General features: G+C 66.8%; 7 protein-coding genes and 1 pseudogene. 3 read left to right on the forward strand and 5 right to left on the reverse strand.

Annotation, left to right across the window (positions count from 1 at the left end):
• The first annotated feature begins 220 nt into the window (after nt 1-220).
• Together Q0R23_RS03055 and Q0R23_RS03060 are read left to right on the forward strand one after the other, a co-directional pair.
• Nucleotides 221-6,277: a hypothetical protein gene (locus tag Q0R23_RS03055; protein WP_293910242.1), complete on the forward strand. Its 6,057-nt coding sequence runs from the start codon at nt 221-223 to the stop codon at nt 6,275-6,277.
• 61 nt (nt 6,278-6,338) lie between these two features.
• A complete protein-coding gene (locus Q0R23_RS03060; RefSeq protein ID WP_293910244.1) occupies nt 6,339-8,261 on the forward strand; it encodes a hypothetical protein in 1,923 nt (640 codons plus the stop codon).
• 256 nt (nt 8,262-8,517) lie between these two features.
• On the opposite strand, the gene Q0R23_RS03065 is transcribed toward Q0R23_RS03060, so the two are convergent.
• Genes Q0R23_RS03065 through Q0R23_RS03075 form a run of 3 tightly spaced genes read right to left on the reverse strand, consistent with a single transcriptional unit; the run spans nt 8,518 to nt 11,204 of the window.
• Nucleotides 8,518-9,303, reverse strand: a complete 786-nt coding sequence (locus Q0R23_RS03065; RefSeq protein ID WP_293910246.1) for an ABC transporter permease — start codon at nt 9,301-9,303, stop codon at nt 8,518-8,520.
• A gap of 10 nt (nt 9,304-9,313) precedes the next feature.
• Nucleotides 9,314-10,072, reverse strand: a complete 759-nt coding sequence (gene modA / locus Q0R23_RS03070; protein WP_293910248.1) for a molybdate ABC transporter substrate-binding protein — start codon at nt 10,070-10,072, stop codon at nt 9,314-9,316.
• 4 nt (nt 10,073-10,076) lie between these two features.
• A complete protein-coding gene (locus Q0R23_RS03075; protein ID WP_293910250.1) occupies nt 10,077-11,204 on the reverse strand; it encodes a substrate-binding domain-containing protein in 1,128 nt (375 codons plus the stop codon).
• A 137-nt stretch (nt 11,205-11,341) separates the two neighbouring features.
• Here Q0R23_RS03075 and Q0R23_RS03080 point away from each other — a divergent pair, with 137 nt between their 5' ends.
• Nucleotides 11,342-11,881, forward strand: coding sequence for a DUF1440 domain-containing protein (locus Q0R23_RS03080; protein ID WP_293910252.1), 540 nt, complete (start codon nt 11,342-11,344; stop codon nt 11,879-11,881).
• A gap of 26 nt (nt 11,882-11,907) precedes the next feature.
• On the opposite strand, the gene galK is transcribed toward Q0R23_RS03080, so the two are convergent.
• A complete protein-coding gene (gene galK / locus Q0R23_RS03085; protein WP_293910254.1) occupies nt 11,908-12,975 on the reverse strand; it encodes a galactokinase in 1,068 nt (355 codons plus the stop codon).
• Nucleotides 12,972-13,451, reverse strand: a pseudogene (locus tag Q0R23_RS03090) (galactose-1-phosphate uridylyltransferase); the annotation flags it as partial. The pseudogene Q0R23_RS03090 and the gene galK, both read right to left, overlap by 4 nt.

Genomic DNA, 13,451 nt, shown 5'->3' on the forward strand with positions numbered 1-13,451 from the left:
CAGGCCGACAGCCCCACGGGCACCAAGCCGCTCAGCGCCGAGGCCTCGGTGCAGGCGCTGTACGCCCTGGACGACCACTGGAAGCTCAGCGCCAACGCCCGCTACCGGCTGGGTAAGGATTTGAATGCTCTGCAAGGCGCCGCTCAGGTTGGCCTGGGGGTGCGCTATGAGTTCTGATGCCCGGCCCTTCACTCTTCACTCCACTTCAGGGAGGTGGCTCGTGCTCGGTTCACTGTTCAGACCAAGCTTTAACTTATCCCGCTGGCTGGCTCTGCTGCTCACACTGCTGGGCCTGAGCCTGGGCAATCTGGCGGCGGCGCAGACTTACGCCGCGCTTGAACTCTCACCCACGCGGGCCGAAATCGGACAGATCGTGACGGCCAGTTGGGAATCGGACACCAGGCCCAACAACATGTCCATCGACTGGGGCGACGGCACCCGTGAGCCGCAACCGGGCACGTCCGGAAAAGCCACGCACCGTTACAGCGCGGCCAACACCTACACGGTGGTGCTGTTCGTCGGTGACGCGGTAGGCATTCGCCGCCAGGTCACCATCACCGAGGCCACCACTTGCGTGATTACTGCGGACCCCAATCCGGCCCAGCCGGGTGAAACGGTGGTGCTCAAGGTGCAGTTCAGCGGCCCGGCAGGCAGCAAGTACGGCATCGACTTCGGGGACGGCAGCGTCGATAACTTCGCCACGCCCGGCCCCAACAAGTCGATCAGCTTCAAGCACGCCTACAAGGCAGCCGGAACGCAGATCGTGGTCGTGAACGATTCGGTTTCCGGCCAGCCGCTGTGCCGTCTGGTGGTGACCATCAAGCCGCCCGTCGTGGAGGCGACCACCTGCGAAATCAGCGCCGAGCCCAGTCCGGCCAACGTCGGCGAAACGGTCAACTTCAGCGTGCAGTTCGGTGGACCGAGCAGCAGCAAGTACAGCATCGACTTCGGCGACGGCAGCAACCAGGCGTTCGCGCCGAATGCCAACAAGTCGGCCAGCTTGGGGCACGTCTACAAATCGCCAGGCACCCAACTGGTGATCATTACCGACCTGGGCAACGACAACCGCGTTCTGTGCCGCCTGAGCGTCAAGATCAACGAGCCGGAAGTCGCCGAGGCGACGCTGAGCCTCGACCCCAATCCGGCCAACGTCGGCGAGGCGGTCACGGCCACGCTGGGGGGCCTCAACCCAACTTTTGCGCACTCGCTCGACTGGGGCGACGGCACGGTGGTTCCGGCCACCGGCTCGCCCAAGCACAGCTACAGCGCACCGGGCATCTACATCGTCAAGTTGCAGGGCAATAAACAACTTCCCGTGACGGTCAGCCTGCGGGTGAATGCCCGCGCCATGACGCTGAGCCTCGATCCCAACCCGGCGCTGGTGGGCCAGGTCGTGACGGCCACGCTGGGCAACGTACCCGCCGGGGCCGCCGCCTCCCTCGACTGGGGCGACGGCAGCGTGGTTCCGGCCAGCGGTTCGCCCAAGCACAGCTACGCGGCGCCGGGCGTCTACCTGGTCAAGCTGGGCATCACCAACTCCACCTTCTCGGTGCCGCCCGTGACGGTCAGTCTGCGGGTCACGGCCAACCCACTCGAACTGAACGTGGACCCCAATCCAGCCGAGGTCGGCCAGGCAGTCACGGCCACCACCGGCAAGCTGCTGCCCGGCGTGGCCTACAGCCTCGACTGGGGCGACGGCAGCACAGTCCCAGCAAGCGCTTCACAGAAGCACACCTACGCGGCGCCGGGCGTGTATATCGTCAGGCTCAGCGCCTCCGAGCAGGCGCCCGTGACGGTCAGTGTCACGGTGCGGGCACCTAAACCGGACCTCAGCCTCGACCCCAACCCCGCCGAGGTGGATCAGAGCGTCATCGCCAGTATGGACAACCTGGTCGGCAGCCTGAACTACTCGCTCGACTGGGGAGATGGCAGCGCCGTGCCGGTCAAGGCCAGCGGCAAGGCCAATTCCAAGCACGTCTACGCCGCGCCGGGTGTCTACCTCGTCAAGCTGAGCGCCGAGGGCCTGGCCCCGGTGACGGTCAGCCTGAGCGTGAAGTTGCCTGTACCCGAACTCAGCCTCGATCCGAATCCCGCCGAGGTGGGGCAGACCGTCACCGCCAGCATCGGCAAGCTGGTGGGCGGCGTCAAGTACACCCTGGACTGGGGCGAAGGCCCTGCCGTACCGATAAGCGCACTCAAAGCGGCCAGCCTGGGCAGCGCCAGCGCGGCGCACAAGTACGCGGCGCCGGGCGTCTACCTGGTCAAGCTGACGCCGGAGGGTGCGCCCCCCGTGATCGTCAGCCTGAATGTCAAGGTGCCCAAACCCACTCTGGAGGCCGAGCCGAATCCCGCCCGCGTGGGCGAGACCGTGACGGCCAAGCCGGGCAACACCGTGCCGGGCCTGAGCTACACCCTCGACTGGGGTGACGGCAGCGTGGTTCCAGCCACTGGAACGCTCAAGCACGTCTACGCCGCTACGGGCACCTATATCCTCAAGCTGAGCGTGGACAGCGCCGCGCCTGCACTGGTCACCCTCAAGGTGGAAGCCGGGCTGGATGTCAGCGAACTGCGGCTGCACTTCACGGCGCCGGAAGACGCCACGACCCTGAGCGTGATCGCCGGGCAACGCCTCGACGCCGCGCTCGATTTGGAATACGCCGGTCAGGGCACGCTGGGCGGGGACCTCCTGCTCGACGGCAAAGTAATTGCCAAAGCTGTGCTGAACGCGGTCAAGGGTAAAACGAAAGTAACATTCCCAATTCCGAATCTGGTGACGGGCGAAGTTGGAGTCCATACCCTCCAGTACCAGCCGGACGCTCCGGCCAGCGGCGCACCTATCCAGAGCACGCCGCCCGCCATAACCTATACGGTCAAACCCGTGCCGATCGAGCTGGAGATCGACGGCTTCGTATTCAAGATCACGACGCTGAAGAATCCCAGTTTCGGCGCCTTCGAGGGCAGCGCCACCCACAGCCTGATCGTGGCTGGCGTCGAAGCCTTCAAGGATATGAAGGTCGGCTTCAGCAAACTGACCGTCGTGGCCGTCAGTGACGTTCGGGTCCGGGTCACCGAGGGTCAGATCGTGATGAACCTGAACGCGGGCCAGGCGCCGAACATCCTCAGTGGCAAGGCGGGCTTCAAGTGGTACGGCGCGTCTGCACTGCCGCTGCCTTCCGGACTGGGCGGCTTCAAGGTATTGCCCGCCAGCGTGACCTTCACACCCACCTCGGCGGACCTCAGCGGCCAGGTGTCGCTGGCGACGGACTGCTCCGAGCCGGTCAGCAAAGGGCCGAACATCAAAGATTACGGCCAGGCCATTCTCCAGAGCCACCCGACCATTCTCGACATCGTGTCGTCCGTGACCAATCCGCTCCTCGACCCGGATTACGCGACCCTCCAGAACATCTCGTTCGGAGCATTGCTGGATAAGGGTGCCCTGCCGGTGATCGCCGCACCGATGAACGTGGGCGGCAACGGCCCAGGCAGCCACAACCCAGTCGCCCGGCCCATGAGCACCCGCCGCCTGATGGCGCAGGGCACGGGCGCAGCGTTCAGCGCCGCCAACAACCTGGGCCACAGTCAGGACTTCCGCTTCTCTGGGCTTCAAGGCCACTCGGCCAGCGCCAGCGCCGTCAGTACAGCGGGCGCCTACACCGAACTCTTCAAATACTGCCGCCCGGACGAGAAATACACCTACCCGGTCACGGCGGCCCTCAAGCCGGTCACGGGCGATCTGTACGGCAGCAGCGACGTGACGCTGAGCACCCTCAAGGTGCCGACCACCCCGCTCGATTTGGACGGCAGCGCTACTTTGACCCTCGACCTCAGCGCCGCGCAGACCGCTCCCGGCGTGGACGGCGTGCTGCCCTTATACGACAGCGCCGGGGGCATTCCCAAACCCGCAGCGGGCGCAGGCTGGATGGGCGTGCTGCTCGACAAGGCAACAGCAGGCATCGGCCAGGCCCGCACCGCGCCGCTCAGCGCCACCCTGCGAGGCGGCTACACCTTCGGCGCGGACCTGAAGCCTGGCGAGTTCACCGACCGGGGCTGGACCTTCAAGCTCAAGGATCTGAAATTGCAGGTCATCGAGAACCACGTGCAGAGCTCGGCAGGCAGCGCCACTACCAAGGTTCCGCTGTTCGAGCAGCAGGCCGACGTGGCCATCAGCGTGCAGGCCGAGGGCGACTTCCACTACACGCTGGTGGGCGACCTGAAGCGCGATTTTGGCAAAAGCGTCATGACCTCCGGCGGCGGCGCCTGGGTCGAGCGCGGCAGCAAACTCGATCTGCAACTGAGCGCCGCGACCTGGGATTTGAAGGAGATTTCAACCCTCAAGGCCAACGCGACGGGCGGCGGCAGCGGCGGCAGCGGCGGCAGCAGCATCGCAGGCGGCATTAAGTACAGCGCCTTTGCCGACACGGCAAGTATCAAAACCTATCTCGGCAACGTACCGGACACCAAGGGCGGCTTCGCGGTGGCCAGCGCCGTCAGCACTTCGGTCAGCGCCAACGCCTCGGCTCTGCTGGCAGGTGCGCTGGGCACTGGCTCCAGCGGTGGCGGCTCGACAGGTGGAGGCCCCCGCGACACTCCGTTCGTGGCTGTGACCGGCGCTATCGGCCTCAGCGGCGGCGCGTCCGGCATCCTGGTCTTGCCCTCCGCCTCGCTGGACAAGGGCGTGGCGAGCCTGGGCACCTTGACCTTCACGGCAGACGGCAACGTGCGCTTCGGGGAATCGGGATTGAGCCTGGGCAATCAGCGCAAGAGTGCGGACGGCCTGAGCCGCGCCACCCTCAGCTCGCCCGATTTCAAGCTGCTAGGGCAGACCTTCAACATCCACTACGTCGTCATCGGCGGCGCGGGCAGCGGCTATACGCTCGGCCTGGACGGCCAGCAGCAGCTCAGCTCGCAGACACCCATCACGGCAGCCCAGATGCGCTACAAGGTGTCGGGCGGCAAGAACCTCAGCCTGAGCCTGCACACCGACGGCTTCGAGAAACGGGTAGATCCCAACGCCATCTTCCGGGTCCAGGGCTCCGACATCTTCCTGGCGCTCAGTGGCACGGCGATGTACCCAGCATCCGACGTGCGGGCCAGCCTGGGCAGCATCAGCGACGTCAACGTGGGCCTGAAAGAAGTCCCCGGCGGCTACGAGTTGACCGTTAAAGGTGGACTGGACACCGGCCAGGGCGCCTCCGTCATCGCGGTCAGCGCCGAGGCCCTGTTCGGTCTGACGAACGATCCGTACTTCTATGTCAAAGCCAGTGTGGACAGCCGATCACCGATTGTCACGGTGCTGGGCGCTTTCAACCTCTACGGCTTCACGGGTGGCGTCGCCTACAACATGAAGTGGCCCGACAACGCCACCGTTCCGCAGTACGCCAAGCCGCCCACCAAGTCCGGCGACCACCGCCTGCAAATTATCGGCGGCATTACGGCGGCCTTTGAAGCGGGCGAGAGCCTGCACCTCAAGGCCATCTTCAAGATCGATACCGCGCACGGCTTCGAGCTGACCGCCGACGGCTGGATCATGACCCCCATGAGTCAGGGCGTGTTCGGCAGCAAGGCGGCGCAGGCGCGGATTCTGGTTTCGGTCACCAGCGACGGCTTTGACATGCGCGGCTGCCTGGGGCCGCAGTACATGGACGGGCTCAACTGCAATGACCTCCGCAAGTTTACCCTAGCCGAGGTGGTGGACATTACCGCCTGGATGCATGTGCGCATCGCCGACCAGAAGTTTGTCAAAATCGGCACCTACGGCAACCCGATCAGCGCCAAGCTCAACATTCCGCTGCTGGGCGGCGTGGAGTCGCGTGGCTACCTGATTATCGGTCAGGCTTTTGAAAACGGGGACCGCAAGGATAACCTCAAGGGCACCGGCATCTTCGCGGGCTACGCCTTCGACATCAACCTGGGCGCGGCAGGCTCGCTGGGCCGCATCGGCTGGCCGTTCAAGTGCTACCCCTGGGCACGCGCCCGCTTCCAGTACGGCTGGAACATCGATGTGGGCCTGCAACTCGATCCGGTCAGCTTCGACGCCGCCGCCGCTTTCCACGCGGGCTTCGAAATCCGGGCAGGCTGCGCCGGACGGGACCGGCCCTTTGCCAACAAGGCCGAGATCATGGCCTGGAACGGCAAGAGCATCGGGCTGGAGATCGACGCCGACATCAGCGGGCACCTGCGGGCCTTCGACCCCTTTGCCTTCGACGGCGAGGCCAACCTGCACGTGGACCTGCCGATCATCCCCACCTTCGACGTTCACGCCAGCGTGAGTTTCTAGAGCATCTGAGCACCGCCGGGGCGAAGTTTAGTTAATCGCCCCGGCCCCCAAGGAGAAGCACATGCGACCTACCGTTCCACTTGCACTCACCGCCCTGCTGAGTCTCAGTGCCGCGCTGAATCCTCCAGCACTGGCCCAGACCGCGCCCAGCAAACTTCAGGTGCTGGCCCTGGGTAACAAAGCCAGCGTCAGTTTGAGGCTCCCGATCCTGCCGGGCGGCCTGCCCACCGCCGGATACATTGTCAAGCGCTCCGGGCCGGGCGGCGCCCAGACGCTGACAGTCAAGCCGCTGAACAAGCTCGAAGCCACCGCCCGCTACAAACTCGATCCCGAAGACTACGACCTGGCCGTGGGCGCCCTGCGAGCCCTGGAAGACGACAAGCTCGGCAACGAGGAGCGCGGGTATCTGCTGCTCAATCTGCTGAGCACCGTCACCGACCCCAAGCTGGCCCGCGCCCTGAACCTGATCTACGAGGACGACAAGCTGGCGCCCGGCAGCTACACCTACAGCGTCTCGGCGGGGAGTCAGAACCTCGGCTCGGTGACGGCCCAGGTCGGCAGAGACATACCGCTGGCCGCGCCAACAGGTCTCAAGGCCGCGCCTGCTCTGCGCCAGGCCGCCCTGAGCTGGGCACGCGGCGACGACATGGTGGTGGCCTACCGGACGCAACGCGCTTCCGGCATCGGCGAGTTCACCAACCTGACCAACAATCCACAGATTGTCAACCGGGGCGTGACACCTGCCTTTAGTGACACCAAGCTCGATCCCAAGCTGAGTTACCGCTACCGCGTCAGTGCGCTGGACGTGTTCGGGCGCGAAAGCGTGCCGGGCAATGTGGTCAGCTTTGAGGCCCGGTTGACCGTGCCGCTGGTCGCTCCGGTGTTCACCAAAGCTGCCGGGCAGCAAAACCAGGTGGAACTGGCCTGGCCCAAAGTCAGCGACCCGAACGTCAAGGACATCACCCTGCTGCGCGGCGACCACCCCGGCAAGCCGAGCGTGCTGGTCAAGTTGCCCGCCAGCGCGACGAGCTACATCGATAAAACCGCCACGCCCGCCCAGCACCGCTACTACTCGCTGAAGGTCAGTGACGGTATGCGCACCTCGGAAGCCAGCCCGGAGTGGGTGGGCCGCGCCTACAACGAGACCCCGCCCACCGCGCCGGGTGCCCTGAAAGCCGCCGAGTCCGAAACCAGCATCGCGCTGAGCTGGACGCCAGGCCCCGAAAAAGACCTGGCCGGGTACAACGTATACCGCGCCGAACTGGCACCCGGTGGCGGCGCCCCGATCACCCTGCTGACCGGCCAGCCGCTGAAGGCAGCCAGCTTCAAGGACGATCTTCCGCAGGGCGTCCAGAGCCAGTTTCGGTATCTGGTGCGGGCCGTCAACACCAGCGGCGTGGAAGGCGCGCCGTCGGCCCCGGTCACGGCCAGCCTGACCGACAAGACGGCGCCAGACGTACCATTACTGCTGCGGGCAGGCTCGGCACCAGGCCGCATCGCCATCATCTTCACGCTGCCGCCGACGCCGGACCTGAAAGCCTTCGAGGTCTACCGCGCCGCCCAGAACGAGGCCCAGCCGGTAAAGGTGGCGACGCTGGCCCCCGATAGCCTGGGCTACGTGGACAGCCGGGTGCGCGGCGACGTGCAGTACAGCTACGCGGTCATTGCACTCGACACGCACGGCAACGCCTCGAAGGCGTCGAACGTGATGGCCGCTGTTTCCCCGCCTGACAAACTCACCGCTCCGGCAGGGCTGAGCGCCCACCTGGACGGCAAACTGGTTCGGCTGAGCTGGACCGACTCGCCTGCCGCGCTGGCTTACTACGTGTTCCGGACCACCGGCAAAGCGCGGGTGCAGATCGCCGGGCCGCTTCAGAAGCCCGCGTACCAGGAAGAGGCCCGCAAGGGCGTGCGCTACAGCGTGCAGGCCGTGAACGCCAGCGGCAACACCGGCCCCATGTCGGCGGAGGTGGAAGTGCGCTGAGGCGTGAGGTAGATACGACTGGTCAGCGCTGAGGTGTTACCTGGCCTACGCACCCGCAATAGGTCTGAACCTCGACGAATGTGGTGGAGATCGTCCTTGTTGTCTGGTAACCTAACGGGTGACAAATTCGGCTTGGAGATGGCCCACCTCCCGCTCCTGGGTGTCAAAGCTGTCTGAAACTTTCCTGACTACAGTGAAACGCTTGTCGTTAAGAGCTGATGATGGTGAACATAGCTCTGAGGAGCGGTATGACCATTCAGCGCCGGTTCGCCAGTAGCCGGAGCAGCAGCAGCACCGAGAAGGCGAACACCACCATGACCGCGCTCAGCACCAGCGCCGGACGCAGATCGCTTTCCATGGCGCTGTAGATTGCCAGCGTGATGGTCCGGGTGCGCCCCTGGAGCGATCCGGCGAACAGGATGGTGGCGCCGAACTCGCCCAGCGAACGCGCCCAGGCCAGCACCAGACCCTCCAGGAGAAACGGCCAGGCGATGGGCAGGGTCACGCGGCGAAAGACCGCTCCGGTGCCCGCGCCGTCCACCATCGCCGCCGCCTCGATGTCGGGGTCCACGGCGCCGAAGCCCGCACGGGCCGCTCTCAGGTAAAACGGCGCACTGGTCAGCAGCAGCGCCAACACCACCGCCGCCGGACTGAAGGCCAGGTCGATGCCCGCCAGCCGCAGGGGCCGCCCCAGCAGCCCATTCGAGCCGAAGGTCAGCAGCAGCGCCACGCCCGCCACCACCGGAGGCAGGGTGATCGGCAGGTCCAGCAGGGTTTCGAGCAGGGCTCGGCCCACAAAGCGTCGCCGGGCCAGCAACCAGGCGGCGGGCGTGCCCAGCAGCACGGTCAGCGCCAGGCTGGCCCCGGAGGTCACTGCGCTGACTTTCAGGGCGTCGAGCACCGGCGGGCTCAGCAGGGTCGGCAAAAAGTCGGCGCTCAGACCGCGCCCCAGCAGCACCAGCGTAGGCAGCAGCAATAGCAGCGCCAGCACGGCGCTCAGGGCGATGGGCAGCGGCGGCAGCGTGCGTGCAGCGCGGGTCATGCGGAAGGAATCACCGGGCGCCCAAGAACCCCCATTTTTTCAGGATGCGCTGGCCCTGGGCCGAGAGGACGTAGGCGACGAAAGCGCGGGCAGCGTCAGCATTTAAACTCCTCTGCATCACGCCCAGCGGATAACTGGTCAGCGGGTTGAACCGCCCCGGCAGGCCGATGGTCCGCACCGCCGGGCGCAGGCTGGGCGTCAGGTCGCTGGCATAGACCACCGCCGCGTCGCCCTGGCCGAGCTGAATTTTAACCGCCACCTGCCGGACGTTGGGTTCCTCGCTGACCACGTTCGCCAGCACGCGGGCGCCGAAGTCGGGGCCGTAGGTGCCCGCTTTCGAGATCAGCTCCAGCGCCTTGCGGGTGGCGTCACCCACCGGCACGGCCTTGTCGGCCAGCACCAGCTTGACGCCGGATTTTGCCAGATCGGCCAGGGTAGTTACGGCGCTGCTCGACCTCGGCGCGATAATGAGCAGGCGGTTACGGGCGAAGATCTGCCCGGCGCCCAGCAGTCCGGCCTTCACCAGCGGGTCGTACTGGGCGGCATTGGCACTGGCGTACACGTCGGCGCGGGCGCCCTGCTCAAGCTGGGTCCGTAGCGCCTGCGATCCGGCAAACTGGAAGGTGGTCTGGTTGCCGGACCCGGCATCGAAGTCTCGCCCCAGTTCGGTAAAGGCGTCGGTGAGGCTCGCCGCCGCGAAGACGGTCAGCTTGGCGGCGTGGGCGGACGTGAAGCTGAGGGCCAGCAAAGCGAAGAACAGACGTGGCATGAATTCAGCGCCTCCCAGTCGGCGTCAGGGTCGTGATGAGGGTGCCTGACAGTTCCGGGTCGTAGCCGTCCAGGGCACCCAGCTCACTGCGCAGCGCAGGGCTGCGGGCGGCCTGGAGCAGCGCCTGGACGCTAGGGTGGCTCAGATGCGCCTGCGGCACCACCAGATCGAAGCGCTCGCGCAGCAGCGGTACGAAACTCAGCCCATACGCCTGCGCCGCCGAACGCGGTCCCAGTCCCACGTCGGCCTGGGCGTGCGCCACCGCCTCGGCCTGGTCGAGCGGGCCGGGGTATTCGTGGTCGTAGCCGACGATATGCGAAACGTCCAGCCCAGCTTCGAGCAGCCCAGCGTCGAGCAATCGGCGCGACCCGGCGCCGGGGGGCCGGTTGGCCAGCCGCAGCCCGGCGCGGCCCAGATTGGCCAGCGCGTGAATGCCGAGTGGATTACCCGGCGCCGTCATCAGGCCCTGCTCCCAGCTCCACAGGGCGTAGAGGTGCAACGTGTCAGCGTCCGGATCAGCCGCCAGCGCCGAGCGCACGAACGGCACATTCGATTCGCCGCTCTCCGGATCGTACAGATGCAGGCCCGCCGCGTGCGCCTCGCCGCGCAGCAGGGCCGCCAGCGCCTGTTCACTGACGGCGGGGCGCAGCAGCACCCGCCCAGGCGCGGCGTGACGGCCCAGCAGCTCCAGCGCCGGGTCGCAGCCGTAGAGCACCGCCGCCTCCTGCCAGCGCGGCGCGGGGGTCAGCGGCTCCAGGGTAGCCCGACCATCAAGCTGAACCTCGCTCAGCAGCGCGTCGGCAAGCTCGCCCAGCGCCCCGGAGCCGGTCAGGGGGTAGGCGCATAGGTCCGGCCCGATTTGCGCCAGTTGCAGCCGCTGGCCGGGCACGCAGGCACCGATCAGCTTTGCCTCAACGACGGAAGACTCCAGCGCGAATAAATCCTCTACCCGGCACTCCAAAGCGCGGGCCAGATGCAGGGCCACCATCACGCTCGGCACGGAGACGCCTGCCTCGATGCGGTGCAGCGCCTGACGGGTCATTCCGGCGCGGCGGGCCAGTTCGCTGGGGCCGAGTCTGGCTACCTCGCGCCGCTGCCGGACAGTGTTGAGGGCGGGCAGCGCGGCGTTCATCCCTGAAGTGTAAACAGGACGTGACGCTACGTCAACGGCAGACGACGCCCGACGCCAGCTTCACCGCATCTCAATCTGGGCTTATGAGGCTCTTGAGCTGCGAGAAACCACGACGCGAGCCTGCTTATGCTGACGCCATGAAGCAGCCCAACCTGTTACGCGGCGCCCTGATCGGCGCGTTGGCCGGAGTGGTCGGTTCGTATGCCAAGGCGCTGGCCGAACCACCCCTCCAGACCCTCACCGAAGCCTGGTTTCCGCCCACGCCCGCCGAGAAGAAGATGATCGGAGCCGATCCTTCCGGGCGCCTGGACCACATGCCCCCCGCCGAGATGATTCAGGCGGCGGCGGACGCGGCGCAGGTGTCGATTTCCAAACATGACAAGCTCAGGGACCAGCAGTTCATCCACTACGGCATGGGCGCGGGCACGGCGGCGGTGTACGGTGCGCTGGCCGAGGTCTACCCCGGCGTCACGCGGGGCGCGGGCATTCCGGCGGGGGCGGTGCTCTATGGGCTGACGCACGCCAGCGCCGTGCCCGCCACCGGCTTTCAGGCCTGGCCCTGGCAGTTGCCCATCGCCGCCGTGTTGTGGGAAGCCGGGTCGCATCTGGTGTTCGGACTGGTGACCGAATTGACCAGGCAGGGACTGGAAATAGTGTGGGAGCGGCTGGAAGACTGATCGACGAGTGGGGCGTTGACCGGACCTCACGGCACCACCTGCGAGCCGTGGACGCCGGTTGCCGCTTCGTAAGCGGGCAGCACCCGCCCGGCGACGTCGCTGGCGGTCCCCTCCCGCACCAGGGCCACCACCGCGCCACCGAACCCGGCTCCGGTCATGCGGGCGCCGTACACGGCGTCGTCGGCCTGGAGCAGCGCCACCAGGTTATCCACCTGCGGATGTGACACCTGGTAATCGTCACGGAGGCTGGCGTGCGAAGCGTTCATCAGCTTGCCGAACCCGGCGGCGTCGGCGTCCAGGCTCTCCAGCACGCGGGCGTTCTCGCTCACCACATGGCGGGCACGCCTCAGCAGCAGCGGCGGCAGAATATCGAGTTGCCCGATGTCATGCACGTCGCGCAGCTCCGGCACGCCCAGCAAGCGGCTGGCCTCCTCGACCTGGGCGCGGCGCTCGTTGTAGCCGGACTCGGCCAGGCGGCGCGGCACGCCCGAATCGAGCACCAGCACCTCACTGCCGGTGGGCAGCGGCACGGCGCGGCGCTCCAGGCTGCGGGTGTCGATCAGCAGCAGGGTCCGGGTATCGGCCAGGCTGGAGGCCATCTGATCCATCACGCCGCACATCACGCCCACGAATTCATGTTCGACCTGCACGCCGCGCAGGGCCAGTTCCACGTCGCTCAGCGGGAGGTGATACAGATCGCGCAAGGCCCGCAGGGTGGCGACTTCCAGCGCGGCGCTGCTGCTGAGGCCCCCGCTGGGCACGTCGCTGTCGATCAGGGCGTCGAGGCCGTCGTGAATACCGCTGAGCGCGAAGCAGCCGGTCAGGTACGGCGCAAAATTCTCGCCCACGTCGCCCACCGCCGTAACAAGGGTCTGCGCCAGTTGCACGCTGCGGAGCTGGTGCCGGACCGTGCCGTTGCGCCGGAGCTGCACCGTCGCCCGCTGCGGGATGGCGGTGGGCAGGACAAAGCCGCCCTGGTAATCGGTGTGCTCGCCCAGCAGGTTGACCCGGCCCGGCGCACTGGCCGTCACTTCCGGCAGGGCGCCGAAGACGGACTGGAAGGTCTGGGTGCTGATCTCAGTCGGATTGTTCATACTTGAAGTGCCCGCAACTGCCCGGCGGCCCATTCTGGCAGGGCGTCGTTGGCGAATTCCCCGGCGCCCTGCTCGGTTCCGGCCAGGTATTTGAGCTTGCCGGGTGAGCGCAGATACGGATAGATTTCGATGTGCAGCGGGAAGGCCGGGTACGCGGCGTCCAGCGGCGCCTGGTGCAAGGTGAGCAGGTAAGGCATCCGCACGCCGAAGAGAGCGTCGAGGCGCATCAGCGCGTCCTTGAGCACGCGGGCGAAGGCGGCACGCTGACTGGGGCTCAGGTCGGAGAGCAGCGAGGCCGCTTCGGTGGGCAGCACCCAGGTCTCGTAGGTGTAGCGGGCGAAGGGCGGCACCACGCTGATGGCCTCGCCGCCGTCGAGAATGACGCGCAGCCCGGCTGAGCGCTCGGACTCGGCGAAGCCTTCCAGCCAGGGCCGACCCAGATCGCCTTGGTAGGCCAGGGCGCTGCGGAGCATCCG

Source organism: Deinococcus sp., assembly GCF_025362455.1.
Classification (GTDB): Bacteria; Deinococcota; Deinococci; order Deinococcales; family Deinococcaceae; genus Deinococcus.